The sequence below is a fragment of the Rhodothermales bacterium genome (assembly GCA_034439735.1).
Lineage (GTDB): Bacteria > Bacteroidota > Rhodothermia > Rhodothermales > JAHQVL01 > JAWKNW01.
This window is the reverse complement of sequence record JAWXAX010000060.1, coordinates 14,646-28,728: the sequence shown is the minus strand read 5'-3', so window position 1 is coordinate 28,728 and position 14,083 is coordinate 14,646. Positions and strand designations below refer to the sequence as shown.

The 14,083-nt window shown below is 64.2% G+C and carries 14 protein-coding genes; 10 read left to right on the top strand and 4 right to left on the bottom strand.

Annotated elements, in window-relative coordinates:
- The 3 genes from SH809_04285 to SH809_04275 all read left to right on the top strand — a co-directional run.
- Positions 1–1,001 (top strand): isochorismate synthase (locus SH809_04285; GenBank protein MDZ4698905.1); only part of this gene is annotated, 1,001 nt, incomplete at its 5' end.
- Positions 976–2,712 (top strand): 2-succinyl-5-enolpyruvyl-6-hydroxy-3-cyclohexene-1-carboxylic-acid synthase, encoded by a 1,737-nt coding sequence (gene menD, locus SH809_04280; GenBank protein ID MDZ4698904.1) that lies wholly within the window; start codon positions 976–978, stop codon positions 2,710–2,712. The genes SH809_04285 and menD, both read left to right, overlap by 26 nt.
- An 11-nt stretch (positions 2,713–2,723) precedes the next feature.
- Positions 2,724–3,458 (top strand): CPBP family intramembrane glutamic endopeptidase, encoded by a 735-nt coding sequence (locus SH809_04275; protein MDZ4698903.1) that lies wholly within the window; start codon positions 2,724–2,726, stop codon positions 3,456–3,458.
- A 288-nt stretch (positions 3,459–3,746) separates the two neighbouring features.
- Here SH809_04275 and SH809_04270 read toward each other — a convergent pair whose 3' ends face one another.
- Entirely contained in the window at positions 3,747–4,046 is a 300-nt protein-coding gene (locus SH809_04270; protein MDZ4698902.1) for a Dabb family protein, read from the bottom strand.
- A gap of 126 nt (positions 4,047–4,172) precedes the next feature.
- Between SH809_04270 and menB the strand changes: the two genes are divergently transcribed.
- The 3 genes from menB (at position 4,173) to menE (ending at position 7,730) form a co-directional block, all read left to right on the top strand.
- Positions 4,173–4,997, top strand: coding sequence for a 1,4-dihydroxy-2-naphthoyl-CoA synthase (gene menB, locus SH809_04265; GenBank protein MDZ4698901.1), 825 nt, complete (start codon positions 4,173–4,175; stop codon positions 4,995–4,997).
- A gap of 5 nt (positions 4,998–5,002) precedes the next feature.
- Positions 5,003–5,905, top strand: coding sequence for a 1,4-dihydroxy-2-naphthoate polyprenyltransferase (locus SH809_04260; protein ID MDZ4698900.1), 903 nt, complete (start codon positions 5,003–5,005; stop codon positions 5,903–5,905).
- Between the two features lie 448 nt (positions 5,906–6,353).
- Complete coding sequence (menE, locus tag SH809_04255) at positions 6,354–7,730, top strand: o-succinylbenzoate--CoA ligase (protein ID MDZ4698899.1); 1,377 nt, start codon at positions 6,354–6,356, stop codon at positions 7,728–7,730.
- 76 nt (positions 7,731–7,806) lie between these two features.
- Here menE and SH809_04250 read toward each other — a convergent pair whose 3' ends face one another.
- The 3 genes from SH809_04250 to SH809_04240 all read right to left on the bottom strand — a co-directional run bounded on the left by SH809_04250 (position 7,807) and on the right by SH809_04240 (position 9,793).
- Positions 7,807–8,931 carry a SpoIIE family protein phosphatase gene (locus SH809_04250; GenBank protein ID MDZ4698898.1) on the bottom strand — a complete coding sequence of 375 codons (1,125 nt, stop codon included), beginning with the start codon at positions 8,929–8,931 and terminating at the stop codon, positions 7,807–7,809.
- On the bottom strand, positions 8,928–9,371 hold the full coding sequence (locus SH809_04245; GenBank protein ID MDZ4698897.1) for an ATP-binding protein: 444 nt from the start codon (positions 9,369–9,371) through the stop codon (positions 8,928–8,930). Before SH809_04245 ends, SH809_04250 begins: the two co-directional genes overlap by 4 nt.
- A 62-nt stretch (positions 9,372–9,433) precedes the next feature.
- The gene (locus tag SH809_04240) at positions 9,434–9,793 is read right to left on the bottom strand and encodes an STAS domain-containing protein (GenBank protein MDZ4698896.1); all 360 of its coding nucleotides are present in this window, start codon (positions 9,791–9,793) and stop codon (positions 9,434–9,436) included.
- A 210-nt stretch (positions 9,794–10,003) separates the two neighbouring features.
- Here SH809_04240 and lptC point away from each other — a divergent pair, with 210 nt between their 5' ends.
- The 4 genes from lptC to SH809_04220 all read left to right on the top strand — a co-directional run bounded on the left by lptC (position 10,004) and on the right by SH809_04220 (position 14,069).
- Positions 10,004–10,597 (top strand): LPS export ABC transporter periplasmic protein LptC, encoded by a 594-nt coding sequence (lptC, locus tag SH809_04235; protein MDZ4698895.1) that lies wholly within the window; start codon positions 10,004–10,006, stop codon positions 10,595–10,597.
- A 5-nt stretch (positions 10,598–10,602) separates the two neighbouring features.
- Complete coding sequence (locus SH809_04230) at positions 10,603–12,138, top strand: OstA-like protein (protein MDZ4698894.1); 1,536 nt, start codon at positions 10,603–10,605, stop codon at positions 12,136–12,138.
- Complete coding sequence (lptB, locus tag SH809_04225) at positions 12,135–12,902, top strand: LPS export ABC transporter ATP-binding protein (protein ID MDZ4698893.1); 768 nt, start codon at positions 12,135–12,137, stop codon at positions 12,900–12,902. The genes SH809_04230 and lptB overlap by 4 nt, the downstream gene beginning before the upstream one ends.
- A 138-nt stretch (positions 12,903–13,040) precedes the next feature.
- On the top strand, positions 13,041–14,069 hold the full coding sequence (locus SH809_04220; protein MDZ4698892.1) for an N-acetylneuraminate synthase family protein: 1,029 nt from the start codon (positions 13,041–13,043) through the stop codon (positions 14,067–14,069).
- The last annotated feature ends 14 nt before the right edge of the window (positions 14,070–14,083 follow it).

Genomic DNA, 14,083 nt, shown 5'->3' with positions numbered 1-14,083 from the left:
TGCTGGAATCCGGCCCGGCGGGTACCTTCCTCGCCTGCAATCTGGTGCTGCCGGAGGATGCGGAACGGCTCGAGGAGATCCGCCAGGCGGTGGCGCGGCTCGGCGAACCGATGACGCCGGGGCACGCCCTGTTGCCCGTGCCCGTGGGGCGGAACGACATCCCGGGGCCGGCGGAGTGGGCGGCCAACATCAACCGCGCCGTCGCACGGTTCGAGGCCGGCTCTTCGGAAAAAAAGGGCTCGCTCGAAAAAGTCGTGCTCGCCCGCCGATCCACGTTTCAATTCGCGGAAACGCTCGACCCCACGCTCCTCCTCCAGCGGCTCCAGGCCGCGACACCGCACTGTTTTCACTTCTTGATGCAGTTCGAGTCGGGCGGCGCTTTTCTGGGCGCCTCGCCCGAGCGGCTGTTCCGGCGCGACGGCCGGCAGATTCGGAGCGAGGCCGTCGCCGGCACACGCCCGCGCGGAGCGACCGCGGAGCTGGATGCCCAGCTCCGGCAGGATCTGATCCACAGCGACAAGGACCGGCGCGAGCAGGACTATGTAAAAACCAGCATCGTCGAGGCGCTCGACGGCCTGTGTTCTTCGCTCGATGTAGACAAAACGCCCCAGGTGATGGAGCTGGCCAAGGGGCGGCACCTGTGCTCGACGATCGCCGGCACCCTGCGCCCCGGCGTGGGCGATGCCGATATCCTTCAGCGGCTCCATCCCACCCCTGCCGTCGGTGGTTTCCCGCGGGCGGCCGCAATCGGGGACATTCGGGAGGTAGAGCGGTTCGACCGGGGCTGGTATGCCGGCCCGGTCGGCTGGATCGGGCGGGATCGGGCGGAATTCGCCGTGGCGATCCGGTCGGGCCAGGTATCGCCGCAGTCGCTCACGCTGTATGCCGGCGCCGGCATCGTGCGGGGCTCGGAAGCGTCCCGCGAGTGGGCCGAAATCGAACACAAGATCAGCGACTTCCTGAACGTACTGGGCCTTGATTTTCGCGACGTCAAATATTAGTCAGCTCTGGGCGTATCTGCTCGTCGACGAACTGGTTCGGAACGGCGTTCGTCACTTTTTCCTCTCGCCGGGATCTCGATCGACGCCGCTCGTCGTGGCCATCGCCGAACATCCGGACGCCCGCGCCACGGTGCACTACGACGAACGGGGCAGCAGCTTTGCCGCCCTCGGGTTCGCCCGCGGCGCCCGTCAACCCGCGTGCTGGGTGACGACCTCGGGCACCGCGCTCGCCAACGGGTATCCCGCTGTCGTCGAGGCGGCGGTGGATGGCGTGCCCATGATCCTCTTGACGGCCGACCGGCCGCCGGAGCTGCGGGACACGGGCGCGAACCAGACCATCGACCAGGTCAAACTTTTCGGAGACCACGTGCGGGCGTTTATCGACCTGCCGGCTCCAACGCTCGACATCCCCCCCGCCTTTGTGCTCACCACGGTCGACCGCGCCGTCCACGCCGCGGGGGAGCGGCCAGGGCCGGTGCATCTCAATGCCATGTTTCGCGAGCCCCTGGCCCCGACAAACGATCGGTTCGATCACGCCGGCTACCTCGCCGGGCTTGGCGCCTGGCGCGCGCATCGCCGGCCGTACACCGTCTACGAACGCCCCGTCTCGGCCGTGACGCCGCCTACCGGGGCCGAAGCGCCGTTGCGCGCGGCCCGCCGAGGCCTCATCCTGGCCGGCCGACTGTCCCCCGAGGCGGCGCGCGCCGCGCAGGCCCTTTCCGACGCGTGGCAGTGGCCGTTGCTGCCGGATGTCGGCTCGCAGCTCCGCCTGGGGGAAGAAGGGGTCGTCTCCCACGCCGATCTGCTCGCCGGCAGCCCCGCGTTTCTGCGCCAATATGCGCCTGATGCCGTCCTGCAACTGGGCGACCGGATCGTATCGAAGCGGATCAACGCCCTTACGACAGGGATTTCTCCGTACGTCGTCGTGCATGCCTCGGGCGATCGTCTGGATCCCGGGCATGTCGTGAGCCATCGGGTTCAGGCCGATGTGGGCGCCTTTTGTCGGGGGCTGATCGACGCCGGCCCTCCGATCGCCGAAGCCGGCTGGTTCGAAGGGTGGCGCGCGGCTGATGGGCGGGTGGCAGAGTGGTTGCAGGAGCGTTTCGTTCGGGAGCCGGCGCTGACCGAGCCCCACGTCGCCCGCCTGATCTCCGAGCGGATCCCTGCCGGCTCCGGGTTGTGTCTGGCGAGCAGCATGCCCGTGCGCGACATGGACCGGTTTGCGTCCGGCCGGTCCTTGCGTGTACACGTGGCGACGAATCGGGGGGCGAGCGGGATCGATGGGACGGTTGCCACGGCGGCCGGCCTCGCGATTGGCCTGGATCGGCCCGTGACCCTGCTGATCGGGGATCTGGCGTTGTTACACGACCTCAACTCCCTGCCTCTGCTCAAGGCCGTCGGCCATCCTATCGTCGTCATCCTCGTCAATAATCAGGGGGGCGGAATTTTCTCCTTTCTACCAATCTCACTATTTCCTACCGTGTTCGAACACTATTTTGCCACCCCGCATGCGTTCACGTTCGAACACGCCGCGATGCAGTTCGGGCTGGACTATGCGGCTCCGGCGGATGCCGGCGGTTTTCAGGACGCCTACGACGCCGCGCTCGCGCGCCCGGGCGCAACCCTCATCGAGGTCCGCACCGACCGCGCCGCGAACGTCCTGGAGCACCGCGAGTTCGACCTTTCGATCGACCGTTTATTTAGCGCGTAAACCTGGCCCCCATGACCTTGCTTCAACGCGACATCGCCCAGTTTATCCTCATCCTGCTGGGCGTCTCGGTTTTTGCCCTCTACTGGTTTGTCGCCTACTCCCGTTCGTTCGAGGCGTACGTTCGCCGGCGCTTCGATGCGGACGGCCTTCGAAAACCCCTCGCCCAGAAAATCCTCGGCGCCGGCCTGCTCGGCCTCGTCCCTGCGGGGGTCGCCTGGCTGCTGGTCGATGCGACGCCGCTGGCGTGGGGGCTGGGGGTGCCGGACTGGCCGGCCCTCCTCGTCTGGGGCAGCGTGTTGTCCCTCTGCGCCCTGCCAGTGCCCTACTTCTCGGCCCGCGCGGTGGACATGCAGCGGTTTTATCCTCAGGTTCGGGCAACGGAGTGGACCGCCGGCCTCGTCATCCAGAACGGATTCGCATGGGCCGTTTACCTGCTCGCCTACGAATTTCTCTTTCGCGGCGTACTGGTGATCGGTGCCGCGACGTTGTCCTCGCCCTGGACCGCCGTGGCGATGAGTTCGGCCCTCGCGACCGCGACCCATATCCCCAAGGGCGCCAAGGAGACCTTCGCGACCGTGCCCTACAGCCTGCTGCTCGGGTTCGTGGCGCTTGAGACCGGCTCCATCTGGGCCGGCTTCCTGAGCCATGTGTGCCTCGCCGTAGCCAACGACTACTGGGCCGTCGCGTTCAGCCCCACCATGCGATTCGTCCGCCAGGGGCAACGTGATAATGCGTTAACGCGTTGAACATTTATTCGTTGAACGTGCTCGCGTCAGTACCGGAAACGTTCAGAAACTGTTGAGATTTCCATAACCAAAGGCATAGTCATCCCCGCGCAGGCGGGAAACGAGCAAAGCGACTTACGAAGTAATCCAGCCATCAGGCTGGCATTTTTCTGGGTCCCCGCCTGCGCGGGGATGACTTGCTCACTATGCAAAACGCAAATCTCAACAGTTTCTTATTCGTTGAGTGTTTTTCGTTGAGCGTGCTCGCGTCAGTACCAGAAACGTTCAACGTTCTAACGTTCAACGCATTCAGGCGATCAGGTCGTAGATCTGGACGCGTTTCCAGAGCGACGCGTGGGTGCGGAAGGCGTCGTGGATCGCATCGACCTGGTAGGCGTCGTGGCCGGCGAGGTCGTCGAACATCGCGATGAGGCCGTAGCTGTACGACTGGTCGATGATCGGCCGCGCCTCTGTGTTGGCCGGCTTGCCGACGTAGCCGCCGACGACGCTGTCGATCGTGAGCAGGCTGCGGACGCCCGCCTCGAAGGTGGCCACCTCGGCCGGGGTGATGCCGTCTTTGAGCCAGAAATAGACCGTGTGAATGAGCATACGTTCGTGTTAACAGGGATATCGGTTTCGGAATCGTCGCCATGATACGAGGTGAGCGGTTGCGATGCCAGTACGGCGCGCAAGAGGCGCGTCTCCGCGTGTACCACCATCAATCATGTAGATATAATGGCCGTTATTGATTGGCAGCCCGCTGCCGAATACACCGATATTTTGTACCACAAGGCGGAGGGTATCGCCAAAATCACCATCAACCGCCCGGAAGTGCGCAACGCGTTCCGCCCGCTCACGGTGAAGGAAATGATGGACGCGCTGAACGACGCGCGCGACGACGAGCGGATCGGGGTGATCATCCTGACCGGCCAGGGCGACGAGGCCTTTTGCTCGGGCGGGGACCAGCGGATCCGGGGCGAGGCCGGCTATGTGGAGGAGGGGTCGGGCATCATGCGACTGAACGTGTTGGACTTCCAGCGTCAGATCCGCACCTGCCCCAAGCCGGTCATCGCGATGGTCGCCGGCTGGGCCGTCGGCGGGGGCCATGTGTTGCACGTCATGTGCGACCTCACGATCGCCGCCGAAAACGCGCGGTTCATGCAGACGGGGCCCAAAGTGGGCTCGTTCGACGGTGGCTTCGGCGCCAGTTACCTGGCCCGCATCATCGGGCAGAAAAAGGCGCGCGAGATCTGGTTTCTGTGCCGGCCCTACAACGCCCAGCAGGCGCTGGACATGGGCCTCGTCAACACCGTCGTGCCCCTCGAACAACTTGAAGCGGAGACCGTCCAGTGGTGCCGCGAGATCCTCGCCAATTCGCAGCTCGCCATCCGCTGCCTCAAATCCGCCCTGAATGCCGATTGCGACGGCCAGGCCGGCCTCCAGGAGCTGGCCGGAAACGCCACCCTGCTCTTCTACATGACCGAAGAGGGCCAGGAAGGCAAAAAGGCGTACCTGGAGAAACGGAAGCCCGACTACGGCCAGTTCCCCTACCGACCCTGACCCCGATGGCGCTATCTCCTTCCGCCTCGCTATCGCGACCGGCCATCTGGTGGTCCGCCATCCGCCCGAAAACCCTGTGGGCCGCGCTGGCCCCGGTGTTGATGGGCGCGGCCATGGCGTTCGACGCCGGCCTGTTCCATCCACTGGCCGCGACGCTGGCGCTGGTGGGCGCGGTGTGTATCCAGATCGGCACCAACCTGTACAACGACTACGCGGATTTCCTGAAGGGCGCGGACACGGACGCCCGCAAGGGCCCGTTGCGGGTGACGCAGGCGGGGCTCGTGCGTCCCGATACCATCCAGTACGCGGCCTACCTCACCTTCGGGCTGGCGGTGGTCGCCGGTGGCTATCTGATGGTGCGAGGGGGCTGGCCGGTTGTTGTGATCGGGGCGGCGTCTGTCATTTCGGGCATCCTGTATACCGCCGGCCGGCATTCGCTCGCTTACCTGGGTCTCGGCGATCTGTTCGTGCTGGTGTTTTTTGGGCCGGTGGCCGTGGGCGGTACCTATTTCGTGCAGGCGCTCGCCATTGAACCCGCCGTCATTCTGGCCGGCCTCGCGCCGGGGTTTCTGGCCGTGGCCATCCTGCTGGTGAACAACGTGAGGGATGTGGAGGAGGACCGTCTGGCCGCCAAACGGACGCTCGTGGTGCGGCTGGGCCGGCGGTTTGGGGTTGGGCTCTACGCCGCCTGCCTTGTCGCGGCCGGCGTGATCCCGGTAGGGCTTGTCCTGCTCACCGGAACCCACCTGCCCGTGCTGGCCTGTGCGCTCGTTCCACTCGCCGGCGCGCCGATGGTGGCGCGGCTCGGGCGGCATACCGAGCCGACGATCCTGAACCCAATGCTCGGCGCCACGGCTCGCCTTCTGCTGATCTACAGCCTTGTGTTTGCGGTGACGTGGAATGTTTAGAAACCGTTGAGATTAGCGTGATTCATACATAATACATGACGTTGCGCCAAACCTGCAGAGACGCAACATTTGTTAGGCGCCGTAGAGTCACAGTGTAGCGTTACAGTCACTCTGCGCGCCGTAGCGTGTTACCTTCCTCAAGAGATCACACGAACCCCTCGATCTCGTCATCCCCGACCCCGATCGGGGATCCATACAAGGTATAACGATGCATAAAAACCCTGCCCGGAACAGCACGTGAGGCATTCTGAAAGCTTCTATGGATCCCCGCTTTCGCGAGGAAGACGAGACGGATACGATTGATGTACACGTTCGAGCTTCAAAAACCCAGTTGCGTCAGGTTGAACGTAACTCAACAGCGCCTGACACATGTTGCGTCTCTACAACGCGGGAATGATCATGCATGAGGTTTTGGAAATCCCGACAGATTCATAAGGCGAGATGAGCCATGGCCGACCCACTTACCACGCGCCGTGTGCCCTGCCCGATAGCCGCCCACGCCCGCCAGACACCCGGCGCGCCGGCAGTGATCGTGGGTAATGAGGTAGTGACGTATGGAAGGTTGGATGGGTGGATCGAGGGCGTCGCGGCCGAGCTTCGGGCTCGCGGCGTGAAGCGAGGGGATCGCCTGGCGCTCACGGGGCGGGAGGATGTCGACGGCATCGTTCGGTTCTGGGGGGCGCTGCGGTGTGGCGGCGTCGTAGTCGTGATGAGCCCCCGGCTGCCGCCGGCCGCGTTGCGCGAACGGCTCGATACGCTGGGGGCCATCGATATCGGCGCTATCCCGATATCGTGGGTCGAGCCGGCAGACATTCCGGTGTTCGACCTCGACGCTCCGGCCGTGGCCCTCTACACCTCCGGCAGCTCGGGCACGCCGAAGGCGGCGCTGCTGACCGTGGGAAACCTCTACTTCAACGCGATGGGTTCGTTCGCCGCGATCCCGCTCGGCGCCGGCGACCGGTGGGTGCTCTCCCTTCCCCTCTACCACGTCTCCGGCATCGGCATCCTCGTGCGGGCCGCATGGGCCGGCGCGGCGGTAGTGTTGCCCGGAAAGGAGGCGCTCGGGGAGCTGATCGCGCGGAGGAAGGTCACCCACGTGTCGCTGGTGCCCACACAGTTGCTGCGGCTGCTCGAGGGCGGAGTACGCCCGGATGGACTCAAAGCCGTCCTCCTGGGCGGAAGCCAGATTCCCGGCGGCCTCCTCGAACGCGCCCTCGCCGCCGGCTGGCCGATCCACACGACCTACGGCCTCACCGAAACGGCTTCGCAGGTGACCACGACGCGGGGCGGAGCCGGCCTCGACACACTCCAGACGGCCGGCACGGTGTTACCCCACCGCGAGCTACGGATCGACGCCGCGGGGGAGATCCACGTGCGCGGGGAGGTCCGCTTCGCCGGCTACCTCACGCCCGATGGGCTGGTGATGCCGTTTGACGCCCATGGGTGGTACGCAACCGGCGATCTGGGGAGTATTGACGCGCGTGGCCGGCTTCGGGTCATCGGGCGGAAGGACAACCTGTTCATTTCCGGGGGCGAAAACATCCAGCCGGAAGAAATCGAAGAGGTGATGGCGCAGTGCCCGGGGGTCGTGCGGTCGGTGGTGGTCCCGGTGTCGGACGCCGTCTACGGCGCGAGGCCGTTTGCCTTTCTGGAGCGGGACGCCGCGTTTGCCGGCGAGGCGGCGTTGCGGTCGTTTCTAGAGGCCCGGTTGCCCCGGTTCAAGATCCCGGTGGCCTTCGCGAATTGGCCGGAAGATGCTCCCGCGGGGATGAAGCCGGCGAGGAGGTGGTTTGAGGAACGGGCGGGGTTGATGGGGAATTGTTAATGGTCAATGGTCGATTGTCAATTATTAGCCATCGACTATCGACCATTGATCACCAACCATTAACCATCAACCATCCTCACGCATGTTGCTCCACGAGGCGGTTGAGCCAGAAGACCAGGATGTCGTCGGCGAAGGCCGGCTCTTTGCTTTGTTCGAGGATACGGCGGAGCATGCCCGCGATGGGGTCCGCGTCGTTCATGGCGCTGGCGGAGAGGCGGGCGATGCCTTCTTCGCCGAGCATTTCGCCGGACTGGAGCCGTTGTTCGAGCAGGCCGTCGGTGTAGGTGACGATCGAGGCGCCGGCGGGGAGTTCGATGGTCGTGTCCGTGAACTCCGCGTATTTATCCAGGCCCAGGATGACATCGCTTTCGGAGATGACCTCCGTGCGATCGGGGGCGACGAGGACGGGGCGGCAGTGGCCGGCGTTGGTGTAGGTGATCTGGTTTTTAGCCGGCTCCCAGCGCATCAGCAGGAGAGAAGCAAAGGTATCATCCATCATCTCATCTTCCATGATGATCTGATTGACGCGGCGGATGAGGTCGGCCGGCGACTGCGTCGTCTTGAGCATCGAGTACAGCGTTCCCCGGATGTAGCTGAGGAAGCTGAACGCGTAGAACTTGGCCTGGAGGCCTTTGCCCATCACATCGCCGATGGTGAAGAAGTAGACCCCGGGAGACGCCTCGGTCCAGTCGAACAGATCTCCGCCGCCGTGTTCGCGGGGGCGGTTGAAGAAGCTCATTGCGTAGCCGCCGACTTCCGGGAGGCGTTTGGGCATCAGCTTATTGGAGAAGTCCATGCCGATGCGGGCGCCGAGCTGGGTCTGGAAGAGGCGGGTGCGTTCGAGGAGGCGGTCGATCCGGGAGAGCAGCTGGTCCAGGTCGAACGGTTTGGTGATGTAGTCATCGATCCCCATGCGGAGGCCTTTAAGCCGGCTGCTGTCGTCGGCTTTGGCGGTGAGGAAGATGAAGGGGATGGCGCGGGTGGCGGGTTGTTCCTGGAGATGCTGCTGAAGCTGGAATCCGTCCATCTTGGGCATCATGATGTCCGAGATGATCAGATCCGGCGTGTGTTCAGCCAGCTTGGCCAGGGCATCCACCCCGTTATCGGCCGTGCGCACCTTGTACAGTTTGCTGAGGCGGAATTCGAGGAGCCGGCGCAGAATCTCTTCGTCTTCGACGACAAGGATCGAGTAGTCGCTCATGAAAACTGGATGTCGAGACAGGAGTCTTGATTGGCGCCAACAAAAAAGGCCAGCTGCTGGCCGCCCTCCGGGGCTTGTTGGTACCGAAGGTCGTTCGCACAGGCGTTGATCCAGTGCAACCCCATGCCTCGTTCCGGCATGATGTCCGTGAGTTCGGGGTTGTCGGCGAGGTACGTCGCAAGGTCGAACCCGACGGAGTTGTCCTCGACCACGCAGGCCAGGCCGTTGTTGCTGGGTGACACACAAACGCCGACGCGCGGGTGAGCGACGGCGAAACGGGCGTGCCGCTGCAGGTTGGCGACCCACTCGTGGACGGCCAACTGGGCCGTCAACAGCGTGTCCAGGGAGAATGGTTCCTGTTCGGAGTACTGACTTTGCCAGCGGTCGAACAGGCCATGTACGTCGTCGACGATGGTATCCAGGTCCGTGAAATAGTGCATCGTATTGTACATAGATAACCCGGGGCACGTAGAGTTCGGTTTTTGAACGCCTACAACGAAGGCTACCGATGCGACGGGATGCCCTGTTGCAACGCTTCGAGGGCGTCCTCGACCGTTGGGAACTGGCGAAAAACCTTGTACGTGCGGGTCAGTTGAACGACGACCTGGACGGGCCGCGAGATCGAGGCGAAGACGACCTGGCCGTTCAGGGGCGATACCTTTCGGTAAAGCGAAAAGATCGATCCCAGCCCGGTGGAGTCGAGAATGCCGGTGTCCGTGAAATCGAGGATGAAGTTGTGTTTTCCCGCGTCCACATGTTCCTGGCAGGCGGTCTTGAACGCCTCGGCGTTACGGAAGTCGAGCGTTTTGCCTACAGTTACGACCGCTGTATCCTGGTCATGAGGCTCGATTTTAAAGCTCATGTGCGTCTCAGTTAAGAAGGTAAACCATTACTTAGAGCGTAAGAGGTCCTACTGGGTATCGGCATGCGCACGGAAAAGTAAAACCCTTTTCGCGCCTCTCGCGTTCAATCGGTCGACCGGTGATCGAATAGAAAGGATGTGCAGGGGGAAGATGTGTACAGGATCGGGAAAGTGATGTGCCCGAAAGCCCGCCAGAGAATGAAACGGAGCGTGTCCATACTACCAGCCTTTCATGTCTACGTTCCAGCGTACGCCGTGCTCTTGCTATGTTTCGTCGCGGCCGGCTGCCGCCCCGTAGCGCGTGAAGCGTCGACCGTCGAAGAAATTCAGCAGGCGCAGCGCCCCCTGCAGGAAAGCTGGGGTGCGCGCTTCAGCGTCGCCGAGGCGGAACGCCCCCGAGTCGCGATCGAAGCGGCCTATATGGCCAAAATAGAACAGGCGGACAGCACCTACCTCCTCCTGCGTATGGACGCCTCCGCCCCCGGAGAACGGGTGACGGCCTACCTGTTCGACGAAGCCGGCGACTCGTCGGCCGTCGTCGTGGCGGACCTGCTCTATTATTACGAGGCCGACCGCCGCTTCGAAGCCCGCGACAATGTGATCGTCACCACTACCGACAACAAACGACTGGAGACGGAGCATCTGGTCTGGGATGAGACGGAGCGCAAGGTGACCACGCCGGGCTTCGTCCGTATCACGACGCCCAAGGAGCAGATCCAGGGCTATGAGTTGGACGCCGACGAGGATCTGGAGCATTATTCGCTCGCGCGGGTTACGGGGCAGGTACTCGTCCAGGAGCAGTAGGGTCTATGGGGATAATCGGGTTATATCGTATCTGCGCGCTTGCGGCCCTCGGGTTGTGCGCCCTACTGGCGGCTCCGGTCGCGCGGGCCCAGCCGCTCACGCCGGCCGATACCACCGAGAAACAGGTCGATATCCTCCAGGCCAACCGCCTCTCCCGCGCCATCTTCGGCGAAGATCCTGTCCAGGTCCTCGAAGGACAGGTCCACCTCCGCCAGGAGCAAACCGACCTCTGGGCCGATCGTGTCGTGCGCTACCTCGAGCAGGACCGTGTCATCCTCACCGGCCGTGTCATGATCGTCGAACGCGGCGACTCCCTCCGCGCCGATAGTATCGTCTACAACACCCGTCTCAAACAGGGCCAGGCGACAGGCCGCGTTCACCTGACGGATGGCGACGTCCAGGTCTACGCCCCCTCGGCCCTGTATTATGCCGACGAGAAGCGGACGGACTTCGACCGCGAGGTGCGCCTCATCGACAGCCGGACGGTCCTCACCAGCCGCGGCGGGCAATATTATTCGGATGAGAAACAGGCCGAGTTCTACCGCGATGTCGTGCTCGACGAGGACCGGACTCACCTCGAGGCGGATTCGATCACTTACTTTCGGGAGACGGAGGTCTCGATAGGTCGCGGCAATGTCTTTGTCCAGCGCATCGGCGGCGGGGAGGGCGTGGCCGAATCCGACACGCTCTCGCAGTCCTTCCTCTTCGGGGCCTACGCCTTCAACGACAACCGCAGCGGCTACAGCCAGATCGAGGGCGACGCGCTGCTCGTCCAGTTCCGCCGGGATTCGACGGGTGTCGATGCCGATACCCTGCTCATGCGCGCCCTCCGGCTCGACGTAATCCGCGACGACTCGCTGCAGCGTCTGATCGCCGTGGACTCCGTCCGCGTCTGGCAGAAGACCTTTGCGGCCGTGGCGGACTCGTCGGTCTACGACCGCATCACGCGCGAGGGGCGGCCCCTGCGCGAGGAGAACCGGTTTTACGTGCGGCCGATGGCCTGGTACGAGCAGTATCAGCTCTCGGGCGACACGCTGCGCGCCACGGCGACCGCCGGCTCGATCGACTCGCTCTTTATCCGCGAGAACGCCTTCGCCGCCCAGGAGGACACCTCCGTCGCCCGCATCCACCAGCTCCGCGGCCAGCACCTGGTGGGCATCTTCCGCGCCGATTCGCTCCGCAGCCTGACAGTCGGCCCGACGGCCGAATCGATCTATTACCGAAACGACGGCGAGGGGGCGGTGGACGGGGCGATGCGCGCCTCGGGCGACACGATCGTGCTCCGCTTCGCCGCCAACGAGTTGAAGCGGATCAGTATAGTATCCGGTACGCAGAACGTGTATTATGCCGCGTCGTTGATCCCCTCGCCCTTTGAACTGGAGGGCTTCGCCTGGCGGCCCGAGTGGCGGCCGGCGAAAGACACCTTGCTGGACGCCGACCGCCGGGCGCGCCTGGATGCGTTTCGCGCTTCCGCTGACGTTGGGAGGTCCCTCCACTCCCCCCGAAATGTCGGGGGTTCGGTCGGGATGGCAATAAAATGAAAGAAACAACCAACAGGGCGTCCGCCGGCCCGCTTGTGTTGCGCGCGAATAACCTCGTGCGGCGGTACAAGAAACGCGAAGTCGTCGCCGGCGTGAGCCTGGAGGTCGGCCAGGGGGAGATCGTGGGGCTGCTCGGGCCCAACGGCGCCGGCAAGACGACCACGTTCTACATGATCGTGGGGATGGTGAAGCCGCACGCCGGCCAGATCCTCCTGGGGGATGTGGACCTCTCCCGCGTGCCAATGTACAAGCGGGCGCGGTACGGCATCGGCTACCTGGCGCAGGAGGCCTCGATTTTTAGCCACCTGAGTGTCGAAGGTAACCTGCACGCCGTGCTCGAATTCCAGCCGATCGACCGCAAGGCGCGCACGCACCGGGTCGATGCGCTGATCGAAGAGTTCGGGCTGGAGCGGGTGCGGAAGTCGAAGGGCTACATGCTCTCCGGCGGCGAACGCCGGCGCACAGAGATCGCCCGCGCCCTCGCTTCGGACCCCAAGTTTTTTCTGTTGGATGAGCCCTTCGCCGGGGTCGACCCGATCGCCGTCGAGGACATCCAGTCGATCGTCGCCGGCCTCAAGGACCGCGGCATCGGCGTCCTCATCACCGACCACAACGTCCACGAAACCCTCGCCATCACCGACCGCGCCTATCTCCTCTACGAAGGCCGCATCCTGAAACAGGGGACCGCCGAAGCCCTCGCCGGCGACGAAGAGGTCCGGAAACGGTATCTTGGGGAGAAGTTTACGCTGGAACGCTATAAGTAGGTTGGCAAGTTGACATGTTGCAGGTTACAGGTTAGAGTTGCCTGCCTGTCGGATGTCACCATGTAACCTGCCAACCCGTAACCTGCCAACCCGTAACCTGCCAACCTGTAACCTGCCAACCTGTAACCTGCCAACTTTATGGTTGTCGTCATGCAAGCCGGCGTTGAAGACGCGCTGATCGAGGCGGTCATTGGCCGGCTCAGTCGGTTCGGGTTCGATGTGCACCGCTCGAGCGGGGTGAGCCAGACGGTGCTGGGGGCGATCGGGGTGCAGCCGGACTTCGACGTACGCCAGGTGCAGGTGCTCGAGGGGGTCGCCGAGGTGTACCGGGTGACGGAGCCCTACAAGATCGCCAGCCGCACGTGGCGCCGGGGCGACACGGTGATCGACATCGCCGGCATCGAAATCGGCCGGGACCGGGTGGCGGTGATGGCCGGCCCCCGCGTATATGAAAACGAAGCCCAACTGGAATCCACCGCGGCGTTGCTGGTCGATCAAGGAGTGCGGTTTCTTCGCACGGGCCTCCTGCGCCCGAAAAAGGCCGCGCACTCGTCCGAATGGCCGGCCGACGACCGGCTGCGCCAGATGCGAGCCGTGGCGGACACGCACGGGCTCCACCTCGTTGTCGAGGTGTCGGACCAGACGCTCGTCAGTCAGGCGGCGGCGGTGGCGGACATCTTCCTGATCCCTTCGACCGGGATGCAGAACGAGGTGCTGCTCATGGAGGCGGCCCGCGCCGGCAAGCCGGTCATCCTCCAGCGCGGCCTCGCCGCGACGATCGAGGAGTGGCTGATGGCCGCCGAAAAGATCCTCGCCCAGAGCAACGCCCGGGTGATGCTCTGCGAAGGCGGCATCCGGACCTTCGAGCAGTCCACCCGGCACACGCTGGACCTATCGTCGATCCCTGTCGTTCAGGCGAAAAGCCACCTGCCGGTACTGGCGGACCCGAGCCACGGCACGGGCCTGCGCAACAAGGTGACGCCGATGGCCCGAGCGGCCGTCGCCGCCGGTGCGCACGGGGTGCTCATCGACATCTACCCGGACCCGCCCTCGGCCCTGCGCGACGGGCCCCAGGCCCTTTTCTTCGAGCAGTTCGTCGAACTCATGGCGCAGATCCGGCTCATCGCCGCGGCGGTCGGGCGCACGGTCGCTTCGCCGGCACGGTGAATGGGCACTGTAAA

Coding starts and splice junctions, on each gene's coding strand:
- SH809_04245 (MDZ4698897.1), bottom strand. CDS start 9,371: ATGCACTATTTCACGGACCTGGATACCATCGTCGACGACGTACATGGC.
- SH809_04275 (MDZ4698903.1), top strand. CDS start 2,724: ATGACCTTGCTTCAACGCGACATCGCCCAGTTTATCCTCATCCTGCTG.
- SH809_04250 (MDZ4698898.1), bottom strand. CDS start 8,931: ATGAGCGACTACTCGATCCTTGTCGTCGAAGACGAAGAGATTCTGCGC.
- lptB (MDZ4698893.1), top strand. CDS start 12,135: ATGAAAGAAACAACCAACAGGGCGTCCGCCGGCCCGCTTGTGTTGCGC.
- SH809_04260 (MDZ4698900.1), top strand. CDS start 5,003: ATGGCGCTATCTCCTTCCGCCTCGCTATCGCGACCGGCCATCTGGTGG.
- SH809_04240 (MDZ4698896.1), bottom strand. CDS start 9,793: ATGAGCTTTAAAATCGAGCCTCATGACCAGGATACAGCGGTCGTAACT.
- SH809_04220 (MDZ4698892.1), top strand. CDS start 13,041: ATGGTTGTCGTCATGCAAGCCGGCGTTGAAGACGCGCTGATCGAGGCG.
- menE (MDZ4698899.1), top strand. CDS start 6,354: ATGGCCGACCCACTTACCACGCGCCGTGTGCCCTGCCCGATAGCCGCC.
- menB (MDZ4698901.1), top strand. CDS start 4,173: ATGGCCGTTATTGATTGGCAGCCCGCTGCCGAATACACCGATATTTTG.
- SH809_04230 (MDZ4698894.1), top strand. CDS start 10,603: ATGGGGATAATCGGGTTATATCGTATCTGCGCGCTTGCGGCCCTCGGG.
- SH809_04270 (MDZ4698902.1), bottom strand. CDS start 4,046: ATGCTCATTCACACGGTCTATTTCTGGCTCAAAGACGGCATCACCCCG.